This is a genomic window from Halohasta sp. A2, assembly GCF_056175805.1.
The window spans coordinates 44,038-68,774 of the sequence record NZ_JAQFWV010000011.1 but is presented as its reverse complement, the minus strand read 5'-3'; the positions used below and the strand labels follow the sequence as shown (position 1 = coordinate 68,774).

The window sequence follows — 24,737 nt, the reverse complement described above, 5'->3', positions numbered from 1 at the left end:
TTGCTGATCTTGATCGTATCGGATAAAATTGAACGTCACGGGTGAATCCTTACGCTGTACAGGATTTTCTGCTAGATAAGGTCTACGTCATGTGAGTTCTCTGCCGATATTTCTTGGACAGGCTCTAAAGCACAACATTAATGTTGTAACACGCCAATAAAGATACCATGAGCCAAGGTCAATCAAAAATAAGTGGACGATTGAACACCAGTAACGACGTTGTCGCATCGATTGACAAGACAAGCACTGGACGTAGCTTCATTATTGCAGACATCAGCCAGGACAACTCCTGGCTTTCAGTCGATGAGCGAGACGCTGTGGTTCTCAAAGCAAGCCGATAGGCGATTGCTTGATCCAGTATTGGATGGTGGTTAAATCGTGAAATAGACGTCTCTATCACACATATTTTTTCGATCAGAACAATGGCAATGCCCGTAGATCATTTAGCTACTCAATTCCAATAGATGGTATGCTAGGATTACGGTTCTTTGTCTGCCAGCAGTGTGAGACCGTCTTCGCTGAACCAGAGGTACCACCTGATTGTTGTTGTAGTCAGGATTCGATAAAAGAAATTACGGCTGACGTTCAGACAGATACGTACTTCACGAAGTTGCTTGCAGCCGACCAATAACGAAGCCGATAACATTCAGTACACCGAGAAGTATCTCTACAAAATGCTTGAATAGTTCAGGCAACAATCGCTATGTTTTTCCCATTATAAATAAATATCTCAGTATGACCTACGATAACTTAGATTCACAGTTGATCAATGAGCTCATTGGCAACGGTCGGGCAAGTCTTCGAAGCCTCGGCAAAGAACTCGATGTGTCAGTTACCACCGTTTCAAATCATATCAACGATCTCGAATCCCAAGAGATCATTCAAGCATACACACCGATCCTGGATTACGGCAAACTCGGATACGACGTGACGGCAATCACACACCTAAAGGTCGAAGGAAGTGCGCTCACCGAAATCGTCGACAGACTCCGTAACAAAGACCAAATGATCAGTGTCTACGAGACCACAGGCGACTACGATATCATCGCAATCGGAAAATTCGAAGACACGGACGGCATGAACGCACAAATCAAGGAACTGCTATCGGATGTCGACATTCGGGAATCGAACACAAGTGTCGTGCTCAATGCCGTCAAAGAACACGCCCAGTTCGAACTCGACGTCGACGACGAGTAGTCGACTCCATAACTCAAACACAACAGAAACGAACAACGATGGTTGAATAATTTCAGCTTCAGTTTGTTTAATTCGCATCACATTTAACATTCTTTGACGTTGATGACCTGTTTGGTTAGCTTGTGAGTGAGGTCCCTGTCGGCGGAAACAACTGGTGCGTCTAATTCGCGTCTAACCGCTGCGATTAGTGCGTTGAGAGCACCCAGATACGGACTTCCTGGCTCAACCTCGTCAGCAACCTCCGCTGCCATCACAGCTTGTCTTCTCGTCGACACCGTACTTCTCGCCCCACGAAAGATCAGCCCGAGCACTAGCGACGTCGCCATTCGGAAGATTTCCCTCGCCGACAAGCATCTCGACGGACGCTGGAACCGGCATTACCCAGCGTTCGTTCTCGCCGCCGTCCGCCTCATAAATTTCTTTTGTCGCTCGCCGCCGTATAAGTAGTCAATGAGAAAATTTGCATCAAGGACCTTCGTGCAGGGTCCTCCGTTCGATCTGGCATCCGCTGGGTCCGCTTTTCCTTCGATTTCTGACGCCCCTCACGGACGCGCTCTGCTTCTTCGTTTGACCATCGGTGAACCCGTCGTAGAAGTCTCCGGCAGGTTTCTCGTCAAGTACACGCTCCAAAACGTCGTTGTTGCTCTCACCCTCAGGCCGGAGGCGGTCGAGTTCTTGCTTCACTCGATTGCTTACTCGAATCTAGTCATCAGCCGTCGCCATGGTTACGTCAACGTTAGCGTTGACACGGTTCGCCTTGCCGATCCGGGATCGCCCGCTCGTAGTCAACCATCTCGTCGCATAGATCATACTCAGCGCGGCGGCCCATACGTCTGATTACAACGTCAAGGCTCTTCGTCTCTATATAGAGGTCGTGGAACCAGTGGTGACGACTCCCTTTCCGCTCGTGAGTATGACGAGGTCGTGGAACACACTGGGCGTTATCTGAACAAGTACCTTTCCCGATCATCTGGGTCTCGTTTCTCGGGCGCGTACGTGAACATTCAATCTTAGAACTTTCATAATTTGAGTTGTCAGCGCGTATTCTGCGATGGGATTATCGTATTCTGATTTTTGTACGATACAGATTAATCTATAGAGTGGAGTCTCTGTATATGGACGAAATCCCAGAGGACAAATCATTCCAAGGGAATGAGCTTCAGAAGTCTATTTTTTCTGCTCTTGAGAATCACAGGGCACTATCTACGAACGATATCGCATCTATCGTTGGAGATGACACAGAATCAGTCAAGAAGGAACTGATTCTAATGGCTGATATAGGACAAATAGAACAGCGAAAAACTAATAATCAAGATGTGTGGCTAACATGGAAAAATACTAACTGAACATCTGAACCTTAGCGCGCGCTCGAAGAAGCGTCGAATTAGTCAAGTAGACAGTTACACGAACTCAGAGGTGCTAAATGGTCGATAGTCGTGTGAACTTTGTTAGTCTGTTAGTCTCTGTTAGGAAGTAACCCTAGTGTAACTACGTGACACTGGTGTCCGCGAGTCCTTAACACAATCTTGGTGCTACATACAGCTACGGTTCAACAACTGATGTCCCAAGAGAAATCTAGCTACGCAGCTGATGCCGGAATCGATGAATCACTCGATGAACTACCGGACGACGAGAACATCGAAGAGACTGTCCAGAATTTGGAGGCAAACGGATTCGAGGTTGTCGTTGCTGACTCGGTCGAAGAGGCCTTAGAGACGTTACAGTCGCAGATCCCCAACGGTGTTTCGGTGATGAACGGGCATTCGACAACGCTCGAAGAGATCGGCTTCATTGAACATCTTTCTGAGGGTGACCATGAGTGGAAAAGTCTCCCCGACGAAATCTGGAGCATCGATGACGATGCCGAGCGTCAAGCCGCGCGGCGAGAGTCACAGACTGCCGACTACTTCCTCGGGGGTATCAACGCCATCGCCCAGACTGGAGAACTTGTCGCGGCCGACCGCTCGGGGAGTCGGATTGGTGCGTATCCCTTCGCTGCGAGTAACGTCGTTATCGTCAGTGGTGTGAACAAAATTGTGCCGACGCTTTCGGATGCACTCGATCGGCTTGACTCTGTGGCCTACCCTCTCGAAAACGAACGAGCGAAAGACGCCTACGGGGTTGAGTCTGCGATTGCTAAACAACTCATCTTCCGGCAGGAACTCGACGAGGGACGAACAACTATTGTGCTGGTCCGCGAGCAGCTGGGCTACTAACTCGCCACGACTACGCCTCGGGTATCTGTCTCCCGACACCCTTTTGTCCAGATCTGTTTCCTCGTTCTCAACTGCGATCAGGACGACAATAATTTCACTCGTTTGAATTGCAAACCCTATCTCACGGTAGTAGTTCCTGGATACCGGTCAGTTAGTCATCGTAGGCAGTCTCTACTGTGTGTCTACGGACAGTAGTCGACGTGTACTGAAAACCACCCCCTGTGCGTCTCCAGTGTATGGTCAGTAACGAATGCCTTGAATCGAAGCTCGATGAGTTAGCAAATGCGCCTACCGCCACCGATCTTGAGTACGAAAACAGCGAGCTCTGTACAACACTCAGCACGCAGGGATTTGTTGAATTCAGGTCTGACGAGTCAGCCGAGTCTCCCGAGGCATGGCTTCGAAGTAGCACCGAAAGCTTCGTGTTCAATCTCGAAGAGTGTCGCTGACGTCTACTATCTCTGCCAGCCATCGAGTTCGTTGGGGTGTCGAATTGGGTTGATTTGTCGAAGTCTCCAGTGTGGTCGGGTGACCAGTGGGCTACGTGGCGAGTAATATATATGAGACACCCCCGAAAATGAGTCAGACCAAATATGAACACTGACGCCGATTCCAGCAAATCCGCGATGATTGCTGCAGGGCTCGCGGGGGCCGCAGCGACCCTCGCTGGAAAACAACTCGTTGGTCGACTCACAGGCGGCCGGTTCGGCGGTCCTGGAAATTACAATGTTGCGAAAGTCACGGTCTCGGGACCGATTCAGCGCACCCGCAGTCGATCCTCCTCACTTTCAGGAACAAATGCGTGCATTGCCGACGACATCGTCGAGCAGATCGAGGCGGCCGACGACGACGAGGCTGTCGAAGCCCTCCTGGTCGAACTTAATACGCCCGGCGGAGAGGTGCTTCCGAGTGACGACATCCGCCGTGCAGCAGCCGACTTCGACGGCCCGACGATCGCGTATGCGACCGATACGTGTGCCTCGGGTGGCTACTGGATCGCAAGCGGGTGCGACGAGGTGTGGGCCAGAGATGCCAGCCTCGTCGGGTCGATCGGTGTCGTTGGTTCACGACCCAATGCAGCTGGACTGGCCGACAAACTCGGGCTCTCGTACGAGCAGTTCACAGCCGGTGAGTTCAAAGACGCTGGCGTTCCGCTCCGCGAAATCGAGGACGACGAGCGGGAATATCTCCAAAATATCATCGACGGCTACTACGACCAGTTCGTCGAGACCGTCAGCGAGGGGCGCGATATGGATCCAGATGACATCCGCGATACGGAGGCGCGCATCTATCTTGGGACCGACGCGATGGAGATCGGGCTCGTCGACGAACTCGGAACCGAGGCCGATGTCGAAGATAGAATTGCCGATCTACTTGGTTCCGAGGTCGAAACGCATGAGTTCGAACCAGATCGAAGCATTGCTGAGCGGGTAGGTTTTGGTGCCGAACGGGTCGCCTTCGCCGCTGGCAATGGTATCGCAAACGTCGCGAAGAGTGACGGTAGCGATCTCAAGATCGAACTGAAGTAGTTAACTATCTGAGGTTTTGTTGGTTGACCTCTCGTGTTCACCACTCCATGCAGACTATGAGAAAACCCTCCTGAGAGGATGCGAGACCTACTACAGTCAGATACCACAGACCGAGAGAGCGACACTATTTCACTGCTGTGAACTGTATCTGTTGATAATGACTGAGGTTCTCAACCGGTTCAAACACCCGTTACTGTATGTGATGGCTCCAGCCTATGTCGTCGCCGGTGTGTTGCATTTCGTCGTACCGGAGTTGTATGTCCAAATCATCCCACCGTTCTTTCCGTCACCACTTGCGCTCGTCTATCTGTCCGGTATCGCTGAAATCGCCGTTGGGATCGGACTCTTGATTCCTCGAACCCGACGGCTCGCAGCGTGGTCGACAGTGGCGTTGCTCGTGGCGATCTTTCCAGCAAACATCTACATGGCGACCCACGGAGTCGTCATTGAGGGAATGCCAGGAGGTGGCGATCCGTCCGAGTTGGTTCGCTGGGGGCGACTCCCGCTGCAGGGCGTGTTGATTCTTTGGGCCCTCTGGTACACTAATTAGAGACCGATATTCGAATACTATCGACAGTCGACTGAAAGATTTGAACCAAGAGGTAACACATCGATAACTGGATGTGGTCGACCGATATCTGTCAGGTGCCTACCTCTCATCTAGGATTCTTTCAGCAAATATCGTCATTGCTTGTTGAGGATTGTCATCTTCCAGTGCAATAATAACATGGTCGAGATCGTATGACTCCAATCGATCAAAGTACGTTTCGAACCACTCAACACCAGCACGATAACCGAGGTGGAGTGGCTCTGGATCCGCAGTTGGATCATCAGCGAGTGCAACGCGGACAGCGATTACGAACGGTTTGTTACCCGCGAGCTTTCGCCACGTATCAAGATACGACTCCAACGTGTTTTCGGGCAAATGGTAAAACAGCCAACCGTCGCCATGGTCAGCAATCCACTCGCGGGATTGTCTAGCGTTGCCTGTTGGTAACACCGAGATTGAGCCAGTCGACGGCTTCGGAAGGACGTCAAGTTCTCCGTTGAGTCGACCCCATTCGCCCTCAATTGATGGGTATGGCTCATCCCAACAGCTTCGAATCGTCGAGACAGCTTCGCGGAACAAAGCTCCACGTGTATTGGGATCGACGCCGAAAGCCTCGTATTCAGGGTCCCGGTCTCCGGATGCAACACCCAACACAAGACGCCCTCCTGAGAGCTGGTCGACGGTTGCAGCGGACTTTGCAACGTGGAGTGGGTGTCGAAGTGGGAGCACGACGCTCGATGTACCAAGCGCGACTTCGTCGGTGTGGGCCGCGAGATGTCCAAGCAGCGGCCACGGGTCAAACGCCCCACCAGCGTCGCCAAAGCGCGGCCAGAAAGTCGGTACATCACGCACCCAAAGTGCGTCAAAACCCAACTGTTCGGCGTGAGTGGCTAGCCTGAGTTCTTCGTCGATAGGCGGCGTCGACTGCCGTTCGCCGGTGAAGGGAAATCCGAGTCCGAACGTGAGTTCAGAATTCTCAAAGAGCAGTTGGTACCCGACATTCATGTGATTGAGACCGTCGGAATCAGCGGTCACACCCTCTGAATCGGTTCCATCAGCTTCTGAGTCTGTCACATCCACAGATCCGTACCGTACACGTATCGTCGCTTCGGTTGTATCGCTGCAAATACGCTGGCCACTATTAATATTAACAGGCCTAATCAAAATAGTGGTGTCATTAATTGTATCATCACAACCACTCAGAATTTTAATGGATGGTTTGATGAAAAGCTATTTGTCCACAACTTCGGAGGGTGACATCCTCCCCGGCGTGAACAGTAGTTGCCGAATCAAATTCTGCTCCGCGTAAACTGAGCTGTTGCGTTCAAAACACACGATATCGCAGTAGATTACGCTGTGACGAATTCACTCAGAGAGCGAGGGAACGCCGCGTCGGCGGCGTTCCCGAGCGATGTCTCTGGAAAAAGGGCGTACTCACCGGTCATCCCGGTCGGATCTGAGTGTGTCCTCAACCGTAGTCTGTCAAGAGAACGAATCTGCGGAAGATCCGTGTCGAGATCTGAGGTGTCTTTGGAATTCTTCCAGCCGAGAGTAAGAGGTTAGCTAGCACCCAGAGATTGTACAGCGAAACCGCGAACAGAAAATAGAACAACCGCACTGAAAACGTCGGCGACGACGTTCTCGGGAGGAAATCACCGATCTGTCGATACGAGGTTTCGATCCCCCAGCGGCGGCGGAACGCCGCCGCGTACGCTTTCGCTGTCGAAGCATCTACGTCCAAACTCGTCACGAACCAGACGTGCTCGTCTTCAGCGGTGCGGTGCGGAACCGCAAAGACTGTGACATCTACTGACGCCGTTGGGTTGCGGTTTCGCTGCATCGTGTACTCGTCAGCGACCGTCTCAGCGCTGGCGCTGAGGCGGTCTTTCATACCACCACTCGGTCGTGCACGTACAATATAATCAACGCCCAGTTGTTCTAACTCAGCAACGACATGGACTTGATAGAATCCACGATCTAGGTAGACGTGCCGAATTGAGACGTACTGTTGTGCGGTTTTGAGTAAGGAGCGAACGGCTTCGCGCTTGGCGCGAAAGCCGGTTGCATCCATCGGCACCACCTCAAGCGTAAACCGCGTGTGTGGTGCAACAATGCACAGCGTTGCGAAGCAAAATGCTCTGTTCGTTCCGAGATCAGGATATGTCGTTATCACGTGGTCAGTGTCAGCAGATCCGTAGAACCGCCACTCGTGAAGATCGATGGCAACATCAACGAACGCAGGAAGTCGACGCTGCGATCGAAGGACTTCGAACAATCGGTCACGGACGCCATCGAACTGGTCGTCGATGGCGTCCGTTGAGAGGTTTCGTAAGTGATACAAGAGTGATTTAGCGAGTGGGTTCCGAGCAGTGGACCTGACGTCGACTTGCTCGTCACGGTCAAGTTGGAGCGTTTTGCCACCCGTGTTTGCGAACTCGTGATCGAAGGCGATACGAGAGAGGATTTCGCCGAAATCCTCTCTCGTGTATTCACCGCACTGTTTCACATCGAAATCCAACTCCGGGAACAGCAACGTCGAAGCAGCGCGACAGACCTGTTTTGCCTCAGTTGTCTCGACCATCTTTCGAACAACGCAGCCCAGCGTCAAGAGGCTCACCTAGGTTCGGCAACTACTGTAAACGCCGGGATTCTCGCCTTGAGGAAAGATAGCCTGGCACGGGGACTGGGAGTAGTTATGGGACGATAGATCGAGAGCCGTCGAGCGCGATCAGCATTGCAGTGGCCCGGTTCGTTGCCTTGTATTTGCGCCACTTCCCGTCTTTTCGCCGGGTGAGGAGTCCGGCCTCAGTGAGCTGAGAGAGTGCGTGGCTAATCGCACTGTCGCTCACATCCAGTAGTGGAGCGAACTCACAGACACACAGTTCTTCATCAGCCGTATGGAGGATTCGAACGATCTTGTACCGTGTTTCGTTAGATAGTGCGGACAGCAGGTCGACGTCCGCTTCGAGATCAGGGCCGCCGACGGCTGCATCCAACTCTTCGAGTTCTTCGAGGCGTTCTTCGAGCGCGTCGCTTGTACAACTCCCCCGTTCGTCGCTGAGATACCGTTGGAGCCGGTCGCTCGCTGACATACCGCCAATTGATTAATGGATAAATTAACTCTTTTGTAGTCATCGCTGACTCTACAGCATAACGATTTAGAACATGCTAATATAATTTGTACCGGATTCTCTGTAAGTTACAGTGAGAGACGACACAGTCGACACGGTTGGCGAAACAAGACCGGCGACATCAAAGGGGTGGGTATATCATGCACGATGCTCCAAATGGGCAGAAAGCCCGCAATAATGCTCTGATACCAACCTTAGCGAAATAGAAATCAGCGAATTGACCCTCACCTCGACGGAACTAATTCGATCAACATTCGATTTAGTGACCATCGAAACGTTTAGGTGAGTAGTTCATCTTTTGCTAAAATGAGTGCAAAACGAGACGACACCTAGTCACGGTCGACGGTTCCGACCAGTCGAGACTCGTTTGACCACCGATCCAACAAACCCATGACTCAAATCCAACTCTACGAAGAAGCGATGTGTTGTTCCACAGGCGTTTGTGGACCCGACCCCGATGATGAACTCGTTGAACTCAGTGCCGCACTCGATCAACTCGAAGACGAATTCGAGGACGCCGAAATCTCGCGTGCCAACATGCAGCACAACATCGACGAGTTCCTCAACACCCAGGAGATCTACGATCTCGTCGAATCGAACGGCCCCGAGATCCTCCCGATCACGACCGTCAACGGCGAGATCGTCGCCAAAGAGGAGTATCTCTCCTACGACGAGCTGGCAGCCGAACTGCGCGCAACCCAAACCCAGACCCAGGAGGCCGACTGAATGGCAGCAACACACCCGACGACTGACGCCCGAGAGATCGTCGAACCGAGCAGCGAAGACACGGAGTTCGTCTTCTTCAGCGGGAAAGGCGGCGTTGGAAAAAGCACTGTTAGCTGTGCAACTGCGACGTGGCTCGCCGACAACGACTACAACACCCTGCTGGTCACGACTGATCCTGCGCCGAACCTTTCGGATATCTTCGGCCAGCAAATCGGCCACGAAGTCACCGACATCGATGGGATCGACAACCTCTCGGCCATCGAGATCGATCCCGACCAGGCGGCCGAGAACTACCGCCAGGAGACCATCGAGCCGATGCGACAACTGCTCGACGACGAGCAGATCAAAGCCGTCGAAGAACAGCTCAACAGCCCGTGTGTCGAGGAGATCGCCGCCTTCGACAACTTCGTCGACTTCATGGATAGCCCGGCCCACGACGTGGTCGTCTTCGATACCGCACCCACGGGCCACACTATTCGACTGATGGAACTGCCCTCCGACTGGAACGCCGAACTCGAAAAGGGCGGCTCGACCTGTATCGGTCCCGCCGCCTCGATGGAGGACCGGAAACAGGAGTACGAGCGCGCCATCGACACGCTCCAGGACAGCGAACAGACCTCGTTTGCCTTCGTCGGCAAGCCCGAGGACTCCTCGGTCGACGAGATCCAGCGGAGTGCGTCGGATCTCGGGGAGTTGGGCATCGAGTCCCAGTTGCTGATCATCAACGGCTACCTGCCCGAATCTGTCTGTGAGGACCCCTTCTTCGAGGGTAAACGCGCCGACGAACAGGCGGTGATCGAGCGCGCCGAGAGCGAGTTCGACGCCGACGCGATGGCGACCTACCCGCTGCAGCCCGGCGAGATCGCCGGTCTTGACCTGTTGGCCGACGTGGGTGGCGTCCTCTACGACGGCGACGATGCGACCGTCGACGTCGGCTCGGCGACGAACGTTGAGGCCGAGGAATCGGTAGACCCTGCCTCGTTGACCGATCCCGACGCCGTCGCCGAGAAGCTCCAGCCGGTCGACGGCGAGACACGCTATCTGTTCTTTACCGGGAAAGGTGGCGTCGGCAAGAGTACTATCGCCGCAACCTCCGCAACCAAACTTGCTGAGGCGGGCTACGAGACGCTCGTGGTGACGACTGACCCCGCGGCCCACCTCGAAGACATCTTCGGCGAACCGGTCGGCCACAAGCCGACCTCGGTAAGCCATGCAAATCTGGATGCGGCCCGCATCGACCAAGAGCAGGCCCTCAAAGAGTACCGCGAGCAGGTCCTCGGTCACGTCACTGAGATGTACGAGGACAAGGAAGACACCCAGATCGACGTTGAGGCGGCGATCGCCAACGTCGAAGAGGAACTCGAATCGCCGTGTGCCGAGGAGATGGCTGCGCTCGAAAAGTTCGTCGGCTACTTCGAGGAGGATGGCTACGACATCGTCGTCTTCGATACTGCGCCGACCGGTCACACTCTGCGACTGCTTGAGCTCCCCTCAGACTGGAAGGGCTTCATGGATCTCGGCTCGCTGACGAAGGGTGCGGCCCCCGCCAAGGGTGGTAAGTACGATATGGTCATCGAGACGATGCAGAACCCCAATAAGAGTTCCTTCGCCTTCGTCATGTACCCCGAGTACACGCCGATGATGGAGGCCCACCGAGCGGCCGAAGACCTGAAAGATCAGGTCGGTATCGAGACGGCCTTCGTCGTCGCCAACTACCTCCTGCCCGAGGAATATGGCAACAACGCTTTCTTCGCCAACCGTAGGGCCCAACAACAGCAGTATCTCGGCGAGATCAAGGACCGCTTCGAGACGCCGATGATGCTCGCGCCGCTACGACAGGACGAGCCCATCGGTCTCAATGAACTCAGCGCGTTCGGCGACGAGGTGACCGGACTGGATGCACTCGACGAGCAGGTCACAGAGGTGCCACAACAATGAGCGACTCCGAATCCGTCCAGAACGCAGCGGACGCCGTCGAAGAGAAACTTCAAACCTTCATCGATGCCATTGCGGACAGCGAGACCTATCAGCAGTTCATTGAGGCCAACAAGCAGCTCGAAAGCGACCCCGAAGCGAGGGAGCTGCTCGATGAGTACCGACAGAAGCAGCGACAGATGCAACAGGACTTCGATCAAGAACTTATGGCTGAGCTTCAAGAGATCCAGACAGAACTCTCGGAAAACGAGGCGATTCAGCAGCACAGGGACGCCCAGTCAGCCCTAGTCGAGTTGCTCCAGGAGACCAACGACGTAATTAGCGAACCGATCGGTATCGAGTTCGCCCGGTCTTCGGGAGGTGGGTGCTGTTGAGCACCGCTGACCAAGAGGTATTGGCGACCGCCGAGGAACTCGGCGAGGAGCTTCGAAACGCCCAACAGGAATCAAGCCAGTTCGAATTCAATTCACTGCTGCTGCGCTGCAACGATGCGATCTCTGAGGAGATCGGCGTCGACTACGGCGATGCTTGCGATACTGACGACTGCTGTTAGCTGAACCTAGGTGCTAAGCCCCCTTCCTCAACGAGCGACCGTAGGGAGCGAGTAGGGAGGGGATACAGCACCGCACAGTTCTCAAACATGTTTCGACATTTGGCTCATAGGCCAACGTTTCATCGACGCTATTATGTGTGAAATGTGCATAGTGTGCATTACGGTGAAACGGAAGACGATCACCATTCGGGAGGACCAAGACGAGTGGATTGAGAATCAACACCTCAACCTCTCGTCGTTCATCCGTGAACAACTGGACGAACTAATCGAGGAACGAGAGTAACGGATGTACTATGGCTACAAGTATCATCTCAACCCGTCCAACGCCCACCGTGAGGAGTTGGACCGCCACCGCGATATTTGTCGGCAACTGTACAATCACGCACTCTACCGCCTTAGCGAGTACCAAGACGAACATGGTGAACTCCCGTCGATGACCACACTACGGTCGGAGCTACCCGACCTCAAAAAGTGGTGGGACGGTCTCTCAGACGTGTACTCGAAGGTTCTCCAAACCGTCGTGGAACGCCTGTTCGACAACCTCAAAGGACTCTCGGCGCTCAAGAAGAATGGCTACAGCGTCGGTCAACTCACGTGGAAGCCGCCACGAGAGTTCCGCAGTTTCACGTACAGTCAGTCTGGCTTCAAGCTCGACAAGAAGGGCGGTCAGACTGTCCTGTCACTCTCGAAACTCGCGGATATACCGATTCGGCTCCACCGCGCCATCCCCGACGACGCCACGCTCAAGCAGGTCACGGTGAAAAAGGAACCGACGGGCGAGTGGTTCGCCACGTTCGGCGTCGAACTGGACCGTGAACCTCCTGAGCCACTTGAGAATCCCGAGAGGTGCGTCGGTATCGACGTAGGGATTCACAAGTACGCTCACGACACGGACGGAACAGCGGTCGGGTCGCTTGACCTCTCTGCCGAGCGTGAACGCTTGGAACGCGAGCAACGGAAGCTCTCGCGGAAGGAACACGGGTCGAACAACTACGAGAAGCAACGGCGTCGAGTCGCAAAGTGTCACGCGGACCTCCGACGCAAGCGCCGTGACTTCCTACATAAACTCTCGGCGTACTACGCTCGGGAGTTTGACCTCGTGGCGGTCGAAGACCTGAACGTAAAGAGGATGATGGAGTCACCGTCGAACAGCCGCAATACGGCGTCTGCCGCGTGGAGAACGTTCCTTTCGTTGCTCGAATACAAGTGCGAGCGAGCGGGGACGCACTTCGTCGCGGTCAACCCGAGAGGGACGACCAAAGAGTGCGCGTCATGCGGCGTCTCGACGGACAAGCCGTTGTGGGTCCGTGAACATTCTTGTCCTGCCTGCGGGTTTGAAGCGGACAGGGACGCGAACGCGGCTTGGAACATTCTTTCTCGCGGTCTACAAGATGTAGGAATGGGATACTCCGAATCAACGCCTGTGGAGACTGCGCTCCCTACGGGGACCGATTCGGTTCCTGCAAAGCGCGTCTTGGAAACAGGAAGCCCCGTCCTCAGCGAGGCCGTCAGGCCGAGCAGGGCGGGGTAGTTCACATTGCGTCCCCGATGAATCCGTGCTGTCTCGGGCGTGGCGCGAGCGCTTCGACGACGGCGTCCGCGAGTTCGTTCAGATCACTCACTTCGTCGTCAAAGAGGTCCACGACCGCGATTTCTCGGCTCTTGGTGTTCGGCCAAAATCTGAGGTTGTCGACGAAGAAAGTCGCCCCACCGAGGACGACGAGGCAGCTGGTCGAGAATTCACTGACGAACAAATCTACCGGATGACCCGGCTTGCTCGTGACCATGGCTTCGACGCGTTTGATTCCGGTCGTGCCGCGAATGCTACGTACGAGGATACGCAGTTCTTTGAGTTACAGACCTTCATGGGAATGGTTGGCTGCGGGACACCACAGGGTGCAACCCGTTTCCAGTACCGACATGGGGCGGACGGCAGTCCACACGGAGATACGCATCTCAGGGCCGTCAAACAATTCGAGCCAGAGGAGCTGATTGCTGGATTCGATGTTGCGACCGACCGGCTGCTCTCGGTCATCGAATCCGAATCATCATTCCGTCGACCAGTCACAGCTGCTATCGATATCACAACCACCCCATATTATGGCGATGTCGACGGAATGCCGATGGTTAGTGGTCTCAGCCAAGAGGAGCGTGCGTTCAAATTCGCTACCTTGTCGATTGTTGGGCTAAATATTCCACTTGTATTGGCCGTTGAACCTGTTCGAGAGTGTTCTGCTTGGGATGATAATCCATCTAATCAGGTCCATCGCATCGTCCGCCGACTGGTACGACAAGCTAAGAAGCACGTTTCCATCGAGACAGTGCTCTGCGACCGGGAGTTCGATTCTATGCGAGTATTCCAGACACTCTCAAATCTAGGTGTGAACTACCTCATCCCGAAACGGATCACCAGTTCTGAACAGGACGTGCTCGATCACTTGGAGGAAGACAATCAAGAAGTTGTGTTGAGTCGGCCTCCGTCCACGTCAAGACGGGTTCGCATCCGATGCGGTTCCTGTATGTACCGTCGACGAAAGGCAAAGAAACGGCAGTGTTTGCAACTAATCTCAGGGTCGGACCAGATGAAGCCGAAGCACTCTGTTTCCGGTACAGTCACCGGTGGCAGATCGAAAACAAGTACAAATCCATCAAAGGTGATTTCTTAGCGAAGACATCTTCGAAGGACTATCGCGTTCGGCTGTTCTACTTCGTGTTCGCCGTACTGTTGTACAATATCTGGCGACTCACCGATTTCCTGTTGAAAGCCGGTGTCGAGGTGAGATGGACTATACGCCGGTTCTCACAGCTGGTGAGTGTGTCGAGTTAGTTTGCTCAGCACTGATCCCGTCAGATTAGCTCACTGCACCAACTCGGATCGCGTTTCTTGAGTGGCAACACTGTCATTTGAAAGCACAGACCGATTAATTTCTGGAGTATGTCGAAGTAAGGGCTACGAAAGTTCGGCAGTCGGCTACATCATTGGCAGTGAACGGTGAAAATGACGAGAACTGCCCCAGTTGTAGCCTATCCTCCGAAACTGTGATTTGTCGGTGGCGGAAGATATCTATCGCAGCATATGGTTTATCACTATTACACATTCTAAGAGTTGATTCATCGTGCGTTTACCAGACTTTCGCAGTTAGTTGACATCCTCTCCGTGCTAAAGCGCGAGGCTTTCTCCTTGATCCTCGATAAAGCCGCAGAAATAGGCACGGAATCCAACAAAGAATCCTATACAGCCTATTCGAACGTCATCCCGTATCCCCATTCTTCAAGACAGTCAGCAGTCTCATCAAGGTGGTCAAGACCTACTTGGACGAGTGCTTCTCGGAGATCGGTCAGTGATACACTATCACCGAATTGTTCTTCGAGCTCGCGGAGGGCCTCGCGTTCGTTGGTTTTTGTTTCTGGTTGGAGGAAAAGCGGAACGCGGTCTCGCCCATCCTGTACACTGTCTCGGCGGAATTTGTATGGGATTTGTAGTTGAGGTTGCGTCGACCGACGCTCGGAGTCAGCCGTCTTCGGCGCATCATTTAGTTCTGACTCGGCCGAAGTCGAAAGAGTGCCAACCGATTCTGAGTGTGTGGTTTGACGCTCAACAGGCGAATCAGACGCATTTGAGTCAGTATCGTTATCCTCTGCAAATGGGTCCTCGCCAGCACCTTCTTTCATACCCGTCATGCCGTCAGCACCTCGTGGTCTACGTCCCCTGGTTCAGGTGGATTTGGAGCTTCGATTCCCACGCTGGCTTCGAGATGGCGGGCGAGACGATCGAACTGAGCTAATGTCTCAATCTCGTAGTCTCGCCGACGCTCGCGATGATCTCGAACGTACGTAAACGCTGAACACTGCTGCATCCAACATCCTTCCATCAGAGAGGCTCTCTCTCCGATGATCTCGGGGATCGTATACTCAATCTCGTCGAGTATCGCCTGTTGGTCTCGTGTATTTTTGAACCCGATTGGGACCGCGGCGATTACCCCGACTTCCACGTCAAGCTGGGTTTCGAGCCCAGCTACGAGAGATTCTAATCCTTCAACAGCAGCCCGTCCCTTCGCGCTTGGCTCGACAGGAATTACGAGCGAACGCGTCGCATGAATCGCATTGTAGAGGTGTGGCCCCTCAGTTGCCGGTGGATCACAGATTAGTACGTCATATGAATCCGGTACGCCGGCCTCACGGAGTACCCGTAAGAGTTGGGCGTGCATCCCGAAGGCCTCCCCCATGGCTTCGGCTTGGTCCTTTTCACGCTGGAGATACTCGGTCATATCCGAGAGCATGTTGTGTTCTGGGACAATATCGACACCCTCGACAGTCCGAACGAGTTCCTCAAACGGGCCTTTTGGTCGACGGATCATGTGCCGAACGATATTGTCGACTGGTTCAGTTCGTTGGTCGTCGACACCAAAGAGCCGTGAAAGGTCACCGTCTTGCGGATCAAGCGGGACAACAAGCGGTTTGAGCCCCGCTCGGGCGTGAGCGACAGCTAAGTTGGCGGCTGTCGACGTTTTCCCAACACCACCGGCCTCGCTGTACGTTGAGTACGCTAACATATTCACTTCATGAACATCATTCATCTTGAACCTTCGTCAGACACATTCAGTACACATACAAATGATCACTATTCATGAATGTTGTTCATGAACACAATCAATGAATGTTGGTCATGAACAAAGCTAATGAACATTAGTAACACATGATGCTAATCCGTGAACACAAAGAATGTGGTCCATGGACTTCATTCTTGACCTCTGTAGCTGAACTTTCCATCCCTATACAGATAATGAACACATGTAGTGCACACCTACAATGAACAACAACGGTGAACAAATCGAATGAATATCATCCAATGTAATTTAACACCGACCATTCTGACCAAGTCTTAACTCAGAGCTATCGTCGACTACTGTCTCACCGTCTTCGTTTGGTGGATCTCACCAAATCACGGTTGACATCTTCCCCGCGATAAAGCGCGAGGCTTTCTCCTTGATCCTCCATAGGTTCTTGGCGCGTGGGATCGTCGAGGGCGGCTACTTTGGCCTGCTCATAGGTAGTTGGTGGTCGTTGAGCAAGGGCGTGGTCGACGGGGTTGTGTGGTTTCCCGCCGTCAGTCCGCGGTTGGTTGTTCGTAGCCGTTGCTCGTCGGTCGGATTGCATATCGCTCTCGTGCATAGGTTTCGAGTTTTTGAATCGGGCGGTTTGGCCGCCTATCCGGTTGATTCAGGCGGCTTTTGTCACGCCCGAACCATACCAAAAGATGATTTTGAACCTATAAAAAACGGGCAATTGACGACGAGAAAACCTCGTTAGGGGGTGGCAGCGACGGCGAGGAGGGACTAGGTTGGGTGCTGACGTACACGCCCGAAAAACGAGATCGAGACGACCCCAAGAAGGTTCTCGTTCGGTTGACGCCCTGTGCGCTCGATGAGCTTTACATTGAGGTGAAGGATCTCGACGTTGAGAATCGACAAATGGGCCACCGAATTGAGTGTGATCTCTGTGGGGAGATAGTTGAAATACACCAGTCGATATGGGGGCGCAGTCTGGTGGTATTCGCTTAGGTGAACTACCCCACCCTACTCGCTCACGGCTTTCGCCGTTCGCTCGGTGAGGGTGGGGCTTCCTGTTTCCACGACGCGCTTTGCAGATACGGACGTATCCACAGGGAGCGCGGTCTCCACAGGCGTTTTTTCGGAGTATCCCACTCCTACATCTTCAAGACCGCGAGAAAGGATGTTCCACGCCGCGTTCGCGTCTCTATCCGCCTCGAACCCACACGACGGACAGGAGTGTTCGCGCACCCACAGTGGCTTGTCTGTCTTGACACCACAGGCCGCGCATTCCTTTGTCGTATCTTTCGCGTCAACTGCGACGAAGTGTGTCCCTTCGCGCTTGCACTTGTGTTGGAGCATTCGCAGGAACATCCCCCAAGCCGCTCCCGCCCGGTTCCGAGAGTTGCCCGGAAGTTCGACCAGTCCTTTCGCGTCTAAGTCCTCGACCGCCACCAAGTCGTACTCGGTGGCGTAGTGGTTCGACAACTTATGGAGGAAGTCTTGTCGCTTTCGCTTCAGGTCGGCGTGGCGTTCGGCCACGACCTGCCGTTGTTTCTCCCAATTCGCAGACCCGTGTTTCTTCCGCGAGAGATCGCGTTGGGCATGTTCCAACCGTTCGCGCTCGGTAGTTGGATAGCAGGTTTCTAATCGCAAGACAGCGTAGGGGTAGCTCAAAATTGTCATTTTGGAATGATGGACGTACGTCGACTAATATTTTCTAAGGCGAGTTTCTATTGACCAATCGTAAATTTAGCCGGTATAAATACACGCTCAATATAGTGATATAAAAATAGAATCTAGTTATATATGATATCAGACACAAAATTCGACGATAGAGCGTCATAGACGGTCGTTTTTGAATGAAGGAACTGCTATCCAACTACCGCGCTCGTTGCTGAAGTCGGGACTTTCGATGGCGCACCCATCGGTATCGTGGGCGTACTTGAGAATCCCTACGTCGATACCAACGACTTTCTCGGGCATCTCTGATTTTTCAGGCGTGGCTTCGTCCACGTCGATGCCGAACGTGGCGTGCCATTCGCCCGTGGGTTCTTGTTTGACCGTGACCTGTTTGATGGTCGCGTTCTCGGGGATGTCTCGGTGAAGGTGTATCGGAATCTCACCGATTTTGCTCAACCATAACGTAGGCCGACCACTCGTATTCTTGAGTTTGAAGCCGGACTGGTTGTAGGTGAGCGACCGATACTCTCGAGGGGGTTTCCACTTGAGCATCCCCACAGCGCGTCCGTTCTCCTTCTGCGCTTTGAGCGTGGAGAGGTTGTCGTAGACTCGCTTGACGACCATCTGGAGAACTTTCGAGTGAACGTTCCCGAGGTCGTCCCACCACGATTTGAGGTCGGGGAGTCGTCCCTGAACCTCGTAGCGAGCAGGAATGTCGTCTGTCTCGTTGAGCAGGTAGAGGACGTGATTGTACAGTTGCCTACAAGTATCGACGTGGGACAGAAGCGTCTCAGCGACGGCTTCCGGCGGGTTGAGTTGATACTTGTAGTTATAGTGCATAGCCTATTCGTCTGGGTCGGGTTCGGAGATGCGGACGACTTTCACGTCGGCCCCGCGCCAGCGTTTCGGGACGATGACGTGGGCGCTATTCCCCGACGGTTTTGCAGTCCCGTCGAGGACCTCCTCGCCTTCAATTTCAAACCTATCCATCACCAATGTATAGACTTTGGATAGACATAAAAGTAGCGGTGGGCCTGTGGGCCGAGGGAGTAAACATGTTTGAGAACCGTGCGGTGCTGTATCCCCTCCCTACTGCGTCCTCAGAAATCGTATATTTCTGATGTGCGAACGAGAGCAAAGCTCTCGTTAACGCTACTCGGTCGCTTCGCTCTCTGCGTTGCTCCTTGAGGAAGGGGACTTAGCACCTAATTCCAGTTAAATACTATGCGAACAGGATGTCACAAGAAATATACGCGTGAAAACGAATTAGAAAGCGAGAGTGTTTATAAACATGTCAGGAATTCTCACGCCTACTAATGTAGGTGTTTTTGTGCTGGTCTCTGGATTTATTCCTGGAAGTATCGCTTACTGGCTTCGGGATGAAAGGCATAAGCCAGCTGTGATCTGGTTTCAGTTTACGATGTTAGCTACGATGGTTTGGTCATTCTCTTTTTCTATTATGACCCTGACTAATTCTTCACAAGTACGCCTTATTGCAACTCACTTCTATGTGCTTGCAGTATCAACATCTGCAATTTTAACATTTATTTTTTGCTACGAATATGTATATAAAGAATCGATACCCAAGCCGGTTTATACGTTATTTCTACCTCCTCTAATCATATTTTTGCTATCATGGACAAATTCTTTTGAAATCATATATACGGTAGAAAACCCATACCAGGCTACAGAGATCCTTATTCCGGCTAATCCTGGATCTATTAGGCCCTTAGTAACCGTTGGACTAGGATATCCTCTTATTATAATGGCATTTGGTATGGTACTTGGTAATTTCCTACATAGTTCAAATAAAATGGAGAATTTCCAATCGATTATTATTCTTCTGTTTATAGGAATCGGAGCCGTCCTCGGAATGGTCAAATTTCTTGATTTGGTTCCCTCATATTTCGATCCAACTCCGATTGGATGGGCTATATCAGGTTTATTGTTTGCTGTATCAGTCAAAAAATACCAATTTATTCGGATAACACCGCCTTCTGAGCAGCAAATTATAACCAAAGTAAAAAATGCAGTTTATGTCTATGGTTCTAATGATAGTGTATTGGTAGCAAACGAAGCAGCACAAGACATTCTTGATATAGATGTTGGAATGACAAAGCAAGAAGTCAGACAACAAAACCCCGGTCTGGAGAAGGTCAATACGGGCGATAATCAAAATTATGTTGTGCTATCTGTTGACGATATAAATCGTGTATTTGTACAAATTCAGTCTTCATTAGAATATGGATATGGTGCTAAAGGACAAATTACAGTACTTCGTGATATAACAAAAATTGAAAATGAAAGACAACAGTTGAAAGAACAAAATCAGCAACTACAAGAATTCGCTAACGAACTTAGCCATGATCTCCGAAATCCACTTACTGTCGCTAATGGAAATCTACTCCTCGCAAGAACGACCGAAGAACCAACAAAGCACATTAGAGTCGCCGAAGACGCACTTGAACGAATAGGTGAGATTATAGATTCGATACTTGAAAGTGCGCGCAGCGGGCGTGAACCGAATTATGAACGGGTTTCACTCAAAATTACTGCGAAGACTGCCTGGAGTAATGTAGATACTCAATTTGCGACTCTGGCAGTTGATTCAGATCAAAACCTCTCTGCAGATTCTAATCAATTATTACAGCTATTTGAAAATCTTTTTCGAAATTGTGTAGAACATGGTGGTAGTGACATTAATGTCTACGTTGGATCCACTTCTACTGGCTTTTTTGTAGCTGATGACGGGCCTGGAATACCAAAAGAAAATCGGGAAGACATATTTAAAAAAGGAAAGACATACTCCAAACAAGGAACAGGTCTAGGATTGTCAATTGTATCAAATATTGTTGATTCTCATGATTGGTCAATATCTGTATCTGAGAGTGAGTACGGAGGTGCTCGATTTGATATAACGGGAATCGAGTTTTGAAATGGATATTTCTAATTAGTAGGCCTTAGAGTTCTAGTGAACTACCTCAACATCTAATAAGTACGAAAAGGTTCCTGTCGAGCAGTGTTTGTGAGACGGCCTGAAACGCTGGTTCGAGATTTTACCGTCCATGTCGACCATCTCGTCACGAAGATACTATCTCACCGAGTTCAAATTGGCAAATCTCACCCAGCTACGGAATTGGTACAATGATTGGTGTGAAGTCAACTTACCGCTCGTCGCCGAATACCTCGGTGACGTTCTCAGCATTCTCGCTCGTCTCGATATGTGAATACATCTCCGAGGTTGTCTTTGGATCAGCGTGCCGGAGCGTCCGTTGGGCGGCCGCGGCCCCACGCTCGCGGTACAGTTTCTCACCAACACCGCGCCGTGCACCGTGTAGCGTCAGGTAGTCCTTGTCGCCGCCTACTTCGATCTCGCCCTCGGAGCACAGTCGTTTCAACACGCTTCGAGCGCCGTTTGTAGACAGTGCTGGCGGTGTAATCTCAAGGGTCCGGCAGTGATCCAGCAGGCTCCGCTCATCGTCTGCTGGACGCTCGAAGCCATCAGGGAGAGCAGAGTACAGAGACGGGGCGTGCAGGGAGATGAAGACGGGCCACGCCTCGCTGGCTGGGTCGACTACCTGTTTGAGTTGTTCGAGTGGGTGGTGAGTTTGGCCCGGCAGTTGGGCGGGCTCGCGATGCTGGTTCTTGCCCAATATCGTGAGTTGGTTGTCTTCGATGTCGACGTCGGCCCACCGAAGCCCGACTCGCCGATCGTCACGAGAGTCTTTCAGAATCTCGCCGCCACGGACGCCCGTAAACGCGAGAACGTATGCGAGGGCTTTGTCTCGGAGTTCTACCACGGCCCCGGTGCCGCGCTCGTCGATCGCCGTCGACGCCCGCCGGTCGACGTAATCGAGGAGTTGTCGGCGTTCATCGGGAGACCAGAACTGTTGGGAGCCACTGACTGTCGACGGGCGTTCGGGGAGCTCGTCTTTGGCGACCTGCTTTTGGGCTGGGTTCTCTTCGATCTTGTCCCACTTGAGGCAGTAGTCGAAGAATGCCGAGACGTTATCGTAGTACGCCCACGCGGTCGACGCGGTGATACCGCCCTCGACACCAGGGGTTTGGTGTGCGTCGACGCGCCGCCGAAGGTAGGTAGCGTACTCGGCCATGACTTCTTTGTCGACGTCCGCCAGTGTCGTGGATCTTTGGGAGATCTGTTCGCAGAACTTCCCGAGAACGTACTCCAGGTTGGATTTGTAGTTGCCCGACTTCGAGCCCGACTCCAGGAAATCCTGGATCTCCTCTTTGAGCGGCTGAAACCCCGGAGTAGCGTCCTGCTGAGTGGTGTCCATCTTTCGTGGTTACCGTACAGCGGCGCCCCTGGTAAATCTACTGTACATTACTGGACTAATGTATAGTGGCCTAAAATCTAATTCTGGAAAAATTAGATTGGGATTACAGTTGTTCTATCCTATGAATACAGCATCTGAGTGGTCTGAGTCAATAGAAATATATCACATAACGCTATATAGAATCTGACGGGTTGAGTTACGAATACGGGGGTTCGTGTTCACGAGATCCTTACAATAGTTCTAACTGTAAAATATCCTCTTAGACATAAAATACGGAAATGAGAACCAGCACCAGTTCTGCTTCCAGAGATCGTGAGTAGTTGTATTAGTGCAAGCTATCGCCCCGTTATTTGGATTTAGGGCTGAAAATACCAATAAGCACTGGAGCGTTTGTACGGATACCACTAATGGATCGAGAGGATTTCGGCGAGAGGGCTCCTGGTAAAATCGTTCCCACGACGACACCGAAGGGGACGTATTCGGTATATCGGCTTGACCCTCTTCCACCTACAATCAGCAGTGAACAATTCATCACACTGCCGGCAGAAGCAACACAGGCAGTTGGTCGACTCTATAGTATCGGCCTACGAGTCGGGTCTAGAGAAATACTAATTTGAACCGTTAACCCGAAAAGAAGTGTTGGAATCACCACAGATCGCCTCGCAGTTAAGCTCCGAGGTGATTCACTCAAGAGAGTCGACTTCCACATTGTCTTCCGAGACCGCCCGGTCAGTTTTCGGGACCGCCCAACGGACAGCGTTGTCAATAACGTCAAGCACTACTGGTTCGTGGTAGACGGGATACGTCTCATGACCTGGTCGGAAATAGAAGATTCGACCGGTACCGCGTTGGTAACAGCAACCAGAACGAAACACCTCTCCACCCTCGAACCAGGAGACAAACACTAATTGGTCAGGTTCTGGGACGGCGAACGGCTCGCCGTACATCTCAGTTTCAGGGATCACGAACGAATTGTCGAGGCCGGCTGTTATCGGATGGCTTGGATCGACAACCCACATTCGTTCACGCTCTCTTGACTCACGATATGTCAAAGAACAAGGTGTCCCCATCAATCGCTTGAAAATCTTCGAAAAATGTGCCGAGTGAAGCGGAACGAACCCCATCCCATCGTAGATCCGATCACATACACGGTCGACGATCTCGTCGTTGACGTCGTCATGGGCGCGGTGCTCCCACCACACGAGGACGTCAGTTTCGTCAAGTAAATCCTCGGTCAGTCCGTGGTCCGGATCGTCAAGTGTCGCCGTTCGGACTTCGTGACCTCGTTCACGGAGTCCTGATGCAAGAATCTCGTGAATCCCTTCAGGGTACACCGACTCGACCTCGTCGTTCGTTCGTTCTTCTATAAACTCGTTCCAAACGGTAACTGAAACCATACACCTACACTCTCAGCCTGTTTCCTAAACCTACCGCCTGCATAAAAGTCGTTTGACATTCTAGTAGCCACACTGTATTTTCGATGTTGTAGATGATCGTTCATGGAATTAATTTTCACCATTATGTGTGTGCAAAATATTTATTTATATCGGGCTCAAGATTAGAAGTGAGAATGCTCGTCAACCTACCCAAACTCCACGAAGCAGCATCGATTGATGACTGGACGCAAGCTGTCGCCAAACAGAACGACGTTGACGAGGCGGTAGTCGAGGCCATCGTAAGCGAGGTTCAGAATCAAAAGACCACCCAAACCCCGACCGAGACACCGTGGGACTCCGAGAGTTCGGGTATGACCTACATGTGGCCTACCAACGAACACCAAGACTTCTGATTCGGGAACAGCGGCACGATTTTTATTTTTATTACTGTACGCGATAGACGCCTGTCTTGTCCGTACGTTACTCTGCGAAAATAAATAGGTGCAAGAGGGTATATACCGAGGCTAGTCTTGCCGAACGTCGACAGCACCGTCTTCGACGAGTTCGGTCCATTTGTCGACGCCGGCCTCGGCGACTTCTCGGTCTTGGGAGACCGCGCCACCGGAGACGCCGATCGCACCGACAATTTCGCCGTCTGCTTCGAGCGGGTAGCCGCCGCCAAAGACGACCATTCGACCTTTATCGCGGGTGTCGAGGCCGTACAGCGAGTTGCCGGGCTCGGAGGGCTCGGCGAGGTCATGGGTCGGCATATCCAGCGCGGCCGACGTGTAGGCCTTGTTTTTCGAGATGTTGACCGATGCGAGCCACGCGCCGTCCATTCGGTGTTGGGCGATGAGGTTACCCTCGCTGTTGGCTACAGCGATTACCATCGGGTTGTCGATTTTGTCTGCTTTCTGCTCGGCTGCTTCGATGAGTTGCGTCGCTGTCGCCAGCGGGATAGATTCTACCATGCAAATACGGATTTATTTCAATAGA

General features: G+C 52.4%; 25 protein-coding genes and 4 pseudogenes. 16 read left to right on the top strand and 13 right to left on the bottom strand.

What is annotated here, in order from left to right; translation table 11 throughout:
* Window positions 1-167 precede the first annotated feature (167 nt).
* Complete coding sequence (locus O2S87_RS05445; RefSeq protein ID WP_475407785.1) at window positions 168-341, top strand: DUF7556 family protein; 174 nt, start codon at window positions 168-170, stop codon at window positions 339-341.
* A 394-nt stretch (window positions 342-735) separates the two neighbouring features.
* Window positions 736-1,197, top strand: a complete 462-nt coding sequence (gene lrp, locus O2S87_RS05440; RefSeq protein ID WP_475407784.1) for an HTH-type transcriptional regulator Lrp — start codon at window positions 736-738, stop codon at window positions 1,195-1,197.
* 83 nt (window positions 1,198-1,280) lie between these two features.
* Here lrp and O2S87_RS05435 read toward each other — a convergent pair.
* Together O2S87_RS05435 and O2S87_RS05430 are read right to left on the bottom strand one after the other, a co-directional pair.
* A pseudogene (locus O2S87_RS05435) lies at window positions 1,281-1,727 on the bottom strand (PIN domain-containing protein).
* Window positions 1,728-1,933: 206 nt separating this feature from the next.
* Complete coding sequence (locus tag O2S87_RS05430; RefSeq protein ID WP_475407783.1) at window positions 1,934-2,026, bottom strand: DUF8161 domain-containing protein; 93 nt, start codon at window positions 2,024-2,026, stop codon at window positions 1,934-1,936.
* 286 nt (window positions 2,027-2,312) lie between these two features.
* Between O2S87_RS05430 and O2S87_RS05425 the strand changes: the two genes are divergently transcribed.
* The 5 genes from O2S87_RS05425 to O2S87_RS05405 all read left to right on the top strand — a co-directional run bounded on the left by O2S87_RS05425 (window position 2,313) and on the right by O2S87_RS05405 (window position 5,492).
* Complete coding sequence (locus O2S87_RS05425) at window positions 2,313-2,543, top strand: hypothetical protein (protein WP_475407782.1); 231 nt, start codon at window positions 2,313-2,315, stop codon at window positions 2,541-2,543.
* Window positions 2,544-2,756: 213 nt separating this feature from the next.
* A complete protein-coding gene (locus O2S87_RS05420; protein WP_475407781.1) occupies window positions 2,757-3,413 on the top strand; it encodes a lactate utilization protein in 657 nt (218 codons plus the stop codon).
* A 236-nt stretch (window positions 3,414-3,649) separates the two neighbouring features.
* A complete protein-coding gene (locus O2S87_RS05415; protein WP_475407780.1) occupies window positions 3,650-3,862 on the top strand; it encodes a hypothetical protein in 213 nt (70 codons plus the stop codon).
* 144 nt (window positions 3,863-4,006) lie between these two features.
* Window positions 4,007-4,942: a signal peptide peptidase SppA gene (gene sppA / locus O2S87_RS05410; RefSeq protein ID WP_475407779.1), complete on the top strand. Its 936-nt coding sequence runs from the start codon at window positions 4,007-4,009 to the stop codon at window positions 4,940-4,942.
* Between the two features lie 157 nt (window positions 4,943-5,099).
* The gene (locus O2S87_RS05405) at window positions 5,100-5,492 is read left to right on the top strand and encodes a DoxX family protein (RefSeq protein ID WP_475407778.1); all 393 of its coding nucleotides are present in this window, start codon (window positions 5,100-5,102) and stop codon (window positions 5,490-5,492) included.
* A gap of 99 nt (window positions 5,493-5,591) precedes the next feature.
* Here the strand turns inward: O2S87_RS05405 and O2S87_RS05400 are convergent, their stop codons facing one another.
* From O2S87_RS05400 to O2S87_RS05390, 3 genes are all read right to left on the bottom strand, one after another.
* The gene (locus O2S87_RS05400) at window positions 5,592-6,497 is read right to left on the bottom strand and encodes an LLM class oxidoreductase (RefSeq protein WP_475407787.1); all 906 of its coding nucleotides are present in this window, start codon (window positions 6,495-6,497) and stop codon (window positions 5,592-5,594) included.
* Window positions 6,498-6,960: 463 nt separating this feature from the next.
* Window positions 6,961-8,073, bottom strand: coding sequence for a transposase (locus O2S87_RS05395; protein ID WP_475407777.1), 1,113 nt, complete (start codon window positions 8,071-8,073; stop codon window positions 6,961-6,963).
* Between the two features lie 112 nt (window positions 8,074-8,185).
* Window positions 8,186-8,584: an ArsR/SmtB family transcription factor gene (locus tag O2S87_RS05390; RefSeq protein WP_475407776.1), complete on the bottom strand. Its 399-nt coding sequence runs from the start codon at window positions 8,582-8,584 to the stop codon at window positions 8,186-8,188.
* 429 nt (window positions 8,585-9,013) lie between these two features.
* Between O2S87_RS05390 and arsD the strand changes: the two genes are divergently transcribed.
* The 6 genes and pseudogenes from arsD to O2S87_RS05360 all read left to right on the top strand — a co-directional run.
* On the top strand, window positions 9,014-9,349 hold the full coding sequence (arsD, locus tag O2S87_RS05385; RefSeq protein WP_475407775.1) for an arsenite efflux transporter metallochaperone ArsD: 336 nt from the start codon (window positions 9,014-9,016) through the stop codon (window positions 9,347-9,349).
* Window positions 9,350-11,287 carry an arsenical pump-driving ATPase gene (gene arsA / locus O2S87_RS05380; protein ID WP_475407774.1) on the top strand — a complete coding sequence of 646 codons (1,938 nt, stop codon included), beginning with the start codon at window positions 9,350-9,352 and terminating at the stop codon, window positions 11,285-11,287.
* Window positions 11,284-11,658, top strand: coding sequence for a halo-CC-star protein HcsL (gene hcsL / locus O2S87_RS05375; RefSeq protein WP_475407773.1), 375 nt, complete (start codon window positions 11,284-11,286; stop codon window positions 11,656-11,658). The genes arsA and hcsL overlap by 4 nt, the downstream gene beginning before the upstream one ends.
* Window positions 11,655-11,837, top strand: a complete 183-nt coding sequence (gene hcsS, locus O2S87_RS05370) for a halo-CC-star protein HcsS (protein WP_475407772.1) — start codon at window positions 11,655-11,657, stop codon at window positions 11,835-11,837. The genes hcsL and hcsS overlap by 4 nt, the downstream gene beginning before the upstream one ends.
* A 286-nt stretch (window positions 11,838-12,123) precedes the next feature.
* On the top strand, window positions 12,124-13,368 hold the full coding sequence (locus O2S87_RS05365; RefSeq protein WP_475407771.1) for an RNA-guided endonuclease InsQ/TnpB family protein: 1,245 nt from the start codon (window positions 12,124-12,126) through the stop codon (window positions 13,366-13,368).
* 10 nt (window positions 13,369-13,378) lie between these two features.
* Window positions 13,379-14,693, top strand: a pseudogene (locus tag O2S87_RS05360) (transposase); the annotation flags it as partial.
* A gap of 384 nt (window positions 14,694-15,077) precedes the next feature.
* Here the strand turns inward: O2S87_RS05360 and O2S87_RS05355 are convergent.
* Both O2S87_RS05355 and O2S87_RS05350 read right to left on the bottom strand, forming a co-directional pair.
* Window positions 15,078-15,518 carry a DUF7970 domain-containing protein gene (locus O2S87_RS05355; protein ID WP_475407770.1) on the bottom strand — a complete coding sequence of 147 codons (441 nt, stop codon included), beginning with the start codon at window positions 15,516-15,518 and terminating at the stop codon, window positions 15,078-15,080.
* Window positions 15,515-16,390, bottom strand: a complete 876-nt coding sequence (locus O2S87_RS05350) for a ParA family protein (RefSeq protein WP_475407769.1) — start codon at window positions 16,388-16,390, stop codon at window positions 15,515-15,517. The genes O2S87_RS05355 and O2S87_RS05350 overlap by 4 nt, the downstream gene beginning before the upstream one ends.
* A gap of 732 nt (window positions 16,391-17,122) precedes the next feature.
* Between O2S87_RS05350 and O2S87_RS05345 the strand changes: the two genes are divergently transcribed.
* On the top strand, window positions 17,123-17,398 hold the full coding sequence (locus O2S87_RS05345; protein WP_475407786.1) for a DUF8161 domain-containing protein: 276 nt from the start codon (window positions 17,123-17,125) through the stop codon (window positions 17,396-17,398).
* A 15-nt stretch (window positions 17,399-17,413) separates the two neighbouring features.
* On the opposite strand, the pseudogene O2S87_RS05340 reads toward O2S87_RS05345, so the two are convergent.
* The 3 genes and pseudogenes from O2S87_RS05340 to O2S87_RS05330 all read right to left on the bottom strand — a co-directional run.
* Window positions 17,414-18,013: pseudogene (locus O2S87_RS05340) on the bottom strand (RNA-guided endonuclease InsQ/TnpB family protein); the annotation flags it as partial.
* 225 nt (window positions 18,014-18,238) lie between these two features.
* Window positions 18,239-18,910, bottom strand: a pseudogene (locus O2S87_RS05335) (RNA-guided endonuclease InsQ/TnpB family protein); the annotation flags it as partial.
* Between the two features lie 3 nt (window positions 18,911-18,913).
* On the bottom strand, window positions 18,914-19,060 hold the full coding sequence (locus O2S87_RS05330) for a DUF2080 family transposase-associated protein (RefSeq protein ID WP_475407768.1): 147 nt from the start codon (window positions 19,058-19,060) through the stop codon (window positions 18,914-18,916).
* A gap of 301 nt (window positions 19,061-19,361) precedes the next feature.
* On the opposite strand from O2S87_RS05330, the gene O2S87_RS05325 reads away from it, so the two are divergent.
* Complete coding sequence (locus tag O2S87_RS05325) at window positions 19,362-21,005, top strand: sensor histidine kinase (protein WP_475407767.1); 1,644 nt, start codon at window positions 19,362-19,364, stop codon at window positions 21,003-21,005.
* A gap of 229 nt (window positions 21,006-21,234) precedes the next feature.
* On the opposite strand, the gene O2S87_RS05320 is transcribed toward O2S87_RS05325, so the two are convergent.
* Both O2S87_RS05320 and O2S87_RS05315 read right to left on the bottom strand, forming a co-directional pair.
* A complete protein-coding gene (locus O2S87_RS05320; protein ID WP_475407766.1) occupies window positions 21,235-22,365 on the bottom strand; it encodes a tyrosine-type recombinase/integrase in 1,131 nt (376 codons plus the stop codon).
* Window positions 22,366-23,048: 683 nt separating this feature from the next.
* On the bottom strand, window positions 23,049-23,762 hold the full coding sequence (locus tag O2S87_RS05315; RefSeq protein ID WP_475407765.1) for a ThuA domain-containing protein: 714 nt from the start codon (window positions 23,760-23,762) through the stop codon (window positions 23,049-23,051).
* 173 nt (window positions 23,763-23,935) lie between these two features.
* Here O2S87_RS05315 and O2S87_RS05310 point away from each other — a divergent pair, with 173 nt between their 5' ends.
* Window positions 23,936-24,154 carry a hypothetical protein gene (locus O2S87_RS05310; protein WP_475407764.1) on the top strand — a complete coding sequence of 73 codons (219 nt, stop codon included), beginning with the start codon at window positions 23,936-23,938 and terminating at the stop codon, window positions 24,152-24,154.
* A gap of 111 nt (window positions 24,155-24,265) precedes the next feature.
* Here O2S87_RS05310 and O2S87_RS05305 read toward each other — a convergent pair whose 3' ends face one another.
* Entirely contained in the window at window positions 24,266-24,712 is a 447-nt protein-coding gene (locus tag O2S87_RS05305; protein ID WP_475407763.1) for a GlcG/HbpS family heme-binding protein, read from the bottom strand.
* Window positions 24,713-24,737: the final 25 nt, after the last annotated feature.

Coding starts and splice junctions, on each gene's coding strand:
- O2S87_RS05445 (WP_475407785.1), top strand. CDS start 168: ATGAGCCAAGGTCAATCAAAAATAAGTGGACGATTGAACACCAGTAAC.
- lrp (WP_475407784.1), top strand. CDS start 736: ATGACCTACGATAACTTAGATTCACAGTTGATCAATGAGCTCATTGGC.
- O2S87_RS05430 (WP_475407783.1), bottom strand. CDS start 2,026: ATGGGCCGCCGCGCTGAGTATGATCTATGCGACGAGATGGTTGACTAC.
- O2S87_RS05425 (WP_475407782.1), top strand. CDS start 2,313: ATGGACGAAATCCCAGAGGACAAATCATTCCAAGGGAATGAGCTTCAG.
- O2S87_RS05420 (WP_475407781.1), top strand. CDS start 2,757: ATGTCCCAAGAGAAATCTAGCTACGCAGCTGATGCCGGAATCGATGAA.
- O2S87_RS05415 (WP_475407780.1), top strand. CDS start 3,650: ATGGTCAGTAACGAATGCCTTGAATCGAAGCTCGATGAGTTAGCAAAT.
- sppA (WP_475407779.1), top strand. CDS start 4,007: ATGAACACTGACGCCGATTCCAGCAAATCCGCGATGATTGCTGCAGGG.
- O2S87_RS05405 (WP_475407778.1), top strand. CDS start 5,100: ATGACTGAGGTTCTCAACCGGTTCAAACACCCGTTACTGTATGTGATG.
- O2S87_RS05400 (WP_475407787.1), bottom strand. CDS start 6,497: ATGAATGTCGGGTACCAACTGCTCTTTGAGAATTCTGAACTCACGTTC.
- O2S87_RS05395 (WP_475407777.1), bottom strand. CDS start 8,073: ATGGTCGAGACAACTGAGGCAAAACAGGTCTGTCGCGCTGCTTCGACG.
- O2S87_RS05390 (WP_475407776.1), bottom strand. CDS start 8,584: ATGTCAGCGAGCGACCGGCTCCAACGGTATCTCAGCGACGAACGGGGG.
- arsD (WP_475407775.1), top strand. CDS start 9,014: ATGACTCAAATCCAACTCTACGAAGAAGCGATGTGTTGTTCCACAGGC.
- arsA (WP_475407774.1), top strand. CDS start 9,350: ATGGCAGCAACACACCCGACGACTGACGCCCGAGAGATCGTCGAACCG.
- hcsL (WP_475407773.1), top strand. CDS start 11,284: ATGAGCGACTCCGAATCCGTCCAGAACGCAGCGGACGCCGTCGAAGAG.
- O2S87_RS05365 (WP_475407771.1), top strand. CDS start 12,124: ATGTACTATGGCTACAAGTATCATCTCAACCCGTCCAACGCCCACCGT.
- O2S87_RS05355 (WP_475407770.1), bottom strand. CDS start 15,518: ATGACGGGTATGAAAGAAGGTGCTGGCGAGGACCCATTTGCAGAGGAT.
- O2S87_RS05350 (WP_475407769.1), bottom strand. CDS start 16,390: ATGTTAGCGTACTCAACGTACAGCGAGGCCGGTGGTGTTGGGAAAACG.
- O2S87_RS05330 (WP_475407768.1), bottom strand. CDS start 19,060: ATGGATAGGTTTGAAATTGAAGGCGAGGAGGTCCTCGACGGGACTGCA.
- O2S87_RS05325 (WP_475407767.1), top strand. CDS start 19,362: ATGTCAGGAATTCTCACGCCTACTAATGTAGGTGTTTTTGTGCTGGTC.
- O2S87_RS05320 (WP_475407766.1), bottom strand. CDS start 22,365: ATGGACACCACTCAGCAGGACGCTACTCCGGGGTTTCAGCCGCTCAAA.
- O2S87_RS05315 (WP_475407765.1), bottom strand. CDS start 23,762: ATGGTTTCAGTTACCGTTTGGAACGAGTTTATAGAAGAACGAACGAAC.
- O2S87_RS05310 (WP_475407764.1), top strand. CDS start 23,936: ATGCTCGTCAACCTACCCAAACTCCACGAAGCAGCATCGATTGATGAC.
- O2S87_RS05305 (WP_475407763.1), bottom strand. CDS start 24,712: ATGGTAGAATCTATCCCGCTGGCGACAGCGACGCAACTCATCGAAGCA.